Annotated in this window: 5 protein-coding genes; 1 reads left to right on the forward strand and 4 read right to left on the reverse strand. The window is 41.2% G+C overall.

The window, feature by feature from the left end; genetic code table 11:
- Nucleotides 1–236 (forward strand): transposase family protein (locus tag C7B62_RS25125; RefSeq protein ID WP_146132223.1); only part of this gene is annotated, 236 nt, incomplete at its 5' end.
- Nucleotides 237–382: 146 nt separating this feature from the next.
- Here C7B62_RS25125 and C7B62_RS26385 read toward each other — a convergent pair.
- The 4 genes from C7B62_RS26385 to C7B62_RS25140 all read right to left on the reverse strand — a co-directional run.
- The gene (locus C7B62_RS26385; protein WP_199194379.1) at nucleotides 383–610 is read right to left on the reverse strand and encodes a hypothetical protein; all 228 of its coding nucleotides are present in this window, start codon (nucleotides 608–610) and stop codon (nucleotides 383–385) included.
- A 20-nt stretch (nucleotides 611–630) separates the two neighbouring features.
- A complete protein-coding gene (locus tag C7B62_RS25130; RefSeq protein WP_199194380.1) occupies nucleotides 631–1413 on the reverse strand; it encodes a sodium:calcium antiporter in 783 nt (260 codons plus the stop codon).
- A 203-nt stretch (nucleotides 1414–1616) separates the two neighbouring features.
- The gene (locus tag C7B62_RS25135; RefSeq protein ID WP_106244262.1) at nucleotides 1617–2297 is read right to left on the reverse strand and encodes a cation diffusion facilitator family transporter; all 681 of its coding nucleotides are present in this window, start codon (nucleotides 2295–2297) and stop codon (nucleotides 1617–1619) included.
- Nucleotides 2298–2300: 3 nt separating this feature from the next.
- Nucleotides 2301–3107, reverse strand: an 807-nt coding sequence (locus C7B62_RS25140; RefSeq protein ID WP_106244264.1) for a lipopolysaccharide assembly protein LapB, incomplete at its 5' end; no start/stop codon positions are given.

The following is a 3107-nucleotide window of genomic DNA, read 5'->3' on the forward strand; positions in this document are numbered from 1 at the left end:
ATAAGTCAAGTTATACTCCAAGGAAAAAGCCAAAAAATAAATCTTTGACTTCAAAAGAAAGAGAATACAATAAAGAGTTAGCAAAACAAAGAATTTACGTAGAACACGTCATTCGTTGCTTAAAGATTTTTCGGATTTTGGCTCAACCATATCGTAATCGCTGTCGTCGATTTGGGTTACGTTTTAATCTCATCTCTGGTTTGTACAACTGTGGACTTGATTTAGCGATCGCCTGATTCGTGCAAGAGGTCTATTATTAATTCAATTGATAACTAATTGTTTATTAGATTTCTAGCTTAAACTCTCTAGCCAACTAGAGAGTCAAGTAGACTTATGTAAAAGAACTGCTTGAACCTGATTTGAGAAAGAAACGGTCTTAAACTCACAAAACATTCAGTACGCCAAAGAGCATGATGGCAAGATAAACGAAGTAAACGCCGTTGAGGGCTAACACCTGCCAAAGCCCAAAACCGTGTTCTCTACTTCCCCAGTGGATGAAAGCAGCGTATAACGCTGGCATGAGAGCGACAAAAGCGAGGTTAACCGAGTAAAGCTGAAGGTTGTTGACGGGTGCGGTTGCTAATGCCAGGGGAACGAAAGCGACGCTCATGGTTACAGCATGGTCGCCAATCACGCTAGTAGTAAAGCAGCAGTTACCTGTCCGCTACGGGTAACGCTCCAGGTGGCAAACAGTTCTGGTAACATTGCCATTGGCGCGGTGATAAATAGTCCGCCAATAATTTCTGAAATACCGATCGCACTAACAATATTTTCGGTTGCCCTTACCGTAAAATATGCGCCTATAGCTAAAACTACTACCCCCGCGATCGCCCTAAACATTTCTTGCTTTGTCCACTGTACCTCTGTTCCTTGCTGACGACCACGAAACACCGCCTGACCTAAATAAGCCAAATAAACGATCGCCATTACCAAACCGTCAATGGGTTGAAGTCCCCGCACGGATCGAGGCAAAGTCAAGGCAGCAACTATGGCAATAATTGCTAAATAAGGAATAGCCTGGACGCTTACGGCTGTTTTTTCCACTCGCAACAGTCTTTGCTGTCGGTGACGGGTATGGGTTTCAAAATCTTCTCCTGATTCTGGATCGTCTTCTTCTGCCAATCGCTCTCGGCGGGAAGCCCAGTAAGCAGTAGTAACGACCAGAGGAATAGCTATGATATTTGAACCGAGCATTGTTCCCAAACCGATATCCGACACTCCTGTAATCGCACTCGTCGTATTAATACCAATTTCAGGACTAGCAGCAGCCAACCCCACAAAAGCTGCACCAGCTACCTGAGTTAATCCCCACTGTCTTCGCAATTTCTTGAGGGGTTTATCTAGTTGTTCTGCTCCCCAATCGGCTGCCCAGACAGCAGCAATGAGAACTAAAACCCAAATCCAAATATTCATATCATAAAATAAATAATTGTTTGTTCATAATTTAAAAAAATCTTAATTGTAAATATTATTTGATTTAGAAAAATAAGAGAACAAAAAGAAAATTATCAGCCTTAATGGTGCTGGATAACTAGCAATTCTGGTAAAGTTGACTTTCAAAATTGACAAATTGAGATAAGTTTCAATTAATAAGTGAAGTTTGGAATAAATTAAGGTTATTCCCTGTTCTTTCTATCAGAACTAACTAAAAGAGAGCAACTATTTCTCAACAAGAAAAACGCACTAACTAGCATAAAACTAACTACTAAAAAACTAGCTGCTGTATCTGCCCAAAGCCAATTTAAATAAAAAATAGCTAACGCTGCTGTTAACAAACCAAACGAACTCGCACCATCGGCGATCGCATGGAAAAATACGCCTCGTATATTTAAACTGTGATGACTTTCTTCATAAAGCAAACTGGCATTTATTCCTTTAACTAAAAGCCCCAATGCTGATATTGCTAGCATCGGCAAACCAGCTTCAGATGCAGAAGTAGAAGTCTGGAAATTATGTAAGATTCCCCACAGAATCGATCCTGCCACTGCTAAGAGAATCAAGCCGTTCAGCAAAGCAGCTATAGCCTCAATTTGCGGAGGATTTAAAGTTAACTTAGTTTGAGTAGAATGCTCGACTAACCAAGCAGCAACTAGAGCTATAGCGATCGCAATTAGATCGACGAAAAGATGTCCCGATAGAGCGATTAGAGATAAACTATGTACCCGAATTCCTGTAATTAACTCGGCTAAAAATAATCCACTTCGCAGACAGAGAACAATCCATAATAATTTCAGTGGTTGAGTTTTAGATTCTTCTAAAGGTATTTCGCTATAGCGATCGCTCTTGATTGGTATCATCGATCATTCTTGTAATTCAGCTAAAATAATTTTTATCTTTTGTACTTGCTCGGTATTACCCTGTTGTTGATAGAGGTTTAAAGCTTGTTTGAAAGCGGTAATGGCTTCTTCAATGCGTTGTCTTTCTCTCAATGCCAGTCCCAGATGGTAATAGGATTGAGCATCTTTTGGCGCAAGAGCAATGCTGTAGCGATGTTCCACGATCGCCGTTAGGTAATCTTGCTGTTCTAAAAGAATATCGGCGATCGCTTTTCGGGTTTCAACCGAATTGGGTTCTGTGTCGGCAGCTTTACGATATTCGGCTAAAGCTGCTTCAGTATCCCCTTCTAGCTGAAGAATTTTGCCAACTTGAAAATGAATCTTGCCATTTTCAGGGTTTAACTCAGCAGCCCGTTCAAAAGAAGCGATCGCTTTGGGAGTATTTTTCAGACTTAACCAAGCGATTCCCAAATCTAGTTGAATTGTGCTTTCTTGAGGAGCGAGATTGACTGCTTGCTGTAAAACCTCGATCGCTTTGGTAAACTGTCCTTTCTGGAGTAAAATTGTTCCCATCGTGCGATAAGCGAGGGTATTATCTGGTGCGAGGGTAGTTACTCGTAAGAAAGCATCCAATGCGCCATCGTAGTTTTGTTGGCGTAACAGCACCACCCCCAAACCTAAAGAAGCATTTACCAAATTGGGATCGAGTTTGATGGTTTGAGTGTAAGCATTGGCAGCTTCAGCATAAGCTTTAGAATTGGCGAGGCTGTATGCCAGTCCATAGTAAAAATTGGCATTATCATTTTCTAGGGCGATCGCTTTTTGGAAAGC

Source organism: Pleurocapsa sp. CCALA 161, assembly GCF_003003995.1.
GTDB lineage: Bacteria > Cyanobacteriota > Cyanobacteriia > Cyanobacteriales > Xenococcaceae > Waterburya.

Excerpts from the sequence above, each read along its gene's own strand:
- C7B62_RS25130 (WP_199194380.1), bottom strand. The coding sequence starts at position 1,413 with ATGAATATTTGGATTTGGGTTTTAGTTCTCATTGCTGCTGTCTGGGCA.
- C7B62_RS26385 (WP_199194379.1), bottom strand. The coding sequence starts at position 610 with ATGAGCGTCGCTTTCGTTCCCCTGGCATTAGCAACCGCACCCGTCAAC.
- C7B62_RS25135 (WP_106244262.1), bottom strand. The coding sequence starts at position 2,297 with ATGATACCAATCAAGAGCGATCGCTATAGCGAAATACCTTTAGAAGAA.